Annotated in this window: 2 protein-coding genes; both read left to right on the top strand. The window is 53.3% G+C overall.

All coding sequences use genetic code 11. The features are described from left to right. Window positions 1-265 (top strand): hypothetical protein (locus ACRESJ_RS23580; RefSeq protein WP_431760051.1); only part of this gene is annotated, 265 nt, incomplete at its 5' end. A 67-nt stretch (window positions 266-332) separates the two neighbouring features. Then, window positions 333-1,157, top strand: coding sequence for a response regulator transcription factor (locus ACRESJ_RS23575; protein WP_431760050.1), 825 nt, complete (start codon window positions 333-335; stop codon window positions 1,155-1,157). Window positions 1,158-1,190 lie beyond the last annotated feature (33 nt).

The raw sequence follows: 1,190 nt of genomic DNA, 5'->3' as shown, positions 1-1,190 counted from the left end.
GGTGCATGCATGGGCGTTAGGAAGATTTTGCACATCGCTAGGACTATTTTGCGGGGCAGCCAAATACGGGGCATTGGCCTTTGCAGAAGTAACGGGTGGGGGTAAACAAGGCACTGAATCGCAAAGGCAATTGTCATTGATTCACAAGCGACAAGCGGTTAAACACGGTTTGTCGAAAACACACCAACAAACACTCGACTGGGGCAGCCTTCCAGGCACCTATATAGCTAAAGGAACTAAAAATCGTCTTTTCTATCAGGATTAAATCTGCAAAGTGATAGCACCTTGGCAATACTAGCGAAGTGAGTCACCAAGAACCCCAGAGTAGAGACATGACGTCCAATTTGACCAAAAGGCCATCGCTCCTGTGGTTCGATCTGACTCATGATCGGTCCACAAAAGAACTCATCGCGCAGTTCGAGGGCACCTGCGACTGCAGACTGGCAAAAAACTCCGTGCTGCCCATCGGGGAACCGGCAGACATGATCTGCATCCATTTCGATCGCCCCGACACGCCAGGCTTGCGGCTGTTGCTGGAGATCAAACGCACCACCCCCAGCATCCCGATCACCATGTTCACCGTGCAGCACTCGGAGGAACTGGCTGTATGGGCCATGCGCTCCAGCGTCTGGGAATACATGGTGCTCCCGCTCTCGACCACCGAGAAGAATCGTTACCTGACGGCGGTGGTACAGCTCTGCGAGTTGCGCCGAAATGCCAACGGCCAGGGCAAGTCATCGCAGATCGACCACTCCCCGACTCTGCCGGACAGCATCCGGCGGACCTCAGGACACCAAAAACACCAGGCGCTGAGCAATATCATGCTGTACATCGAGCAGCACTTTCGAGACAGCATCGATCAGAGGGAACTGGCACAGCGCTGCGGCATGACGACATTTCGCTTCAGCCGCCTGTTCAAGGAAGCCAATGGACTTGGCTTTACCGATTACATCCTGGACAAGCGCATGAACTTCGCCAAAGAACTGCTCGACAACAGCCAGATGCCGATTACCAGCATCGGCTATGAGGCCGGTTTCAAGGACCCTTCCTACTTCGCTCGAGCCTTCAAGCAGTTCGCAATTTGCACGACCAGCGAATACCGCCTTGCACTCCAAATCAATGGGGGTGCCTCTAATCAACCGGTGCAGTTTGAATAAACAGTTGAATAGCTCGATATAGTGGTTCAAAGC

Source organism: Pseudomonas sp. (genome assembly GCF_050739655.1).
GTDB lineage: Bacteria > Pseudomonadota > Gammaproteobacteria > Pseudomonadales > Pseudomonadaceae > Aquipseudomonas.
Note: the sequence above shows the minus strand (reverse complement) of the source record. Positions and strands in the feature narration are given on the sequence as shown.

Coding starts and splice junctions, on each gene's coding strand:
- ACRESJ_RS23575 (WP_431760050.1), top strand. CDS start 333: ATGACGTCCAATTTGACCAAAAGGCCATCGCTCCTGTGGTTCGATCTG.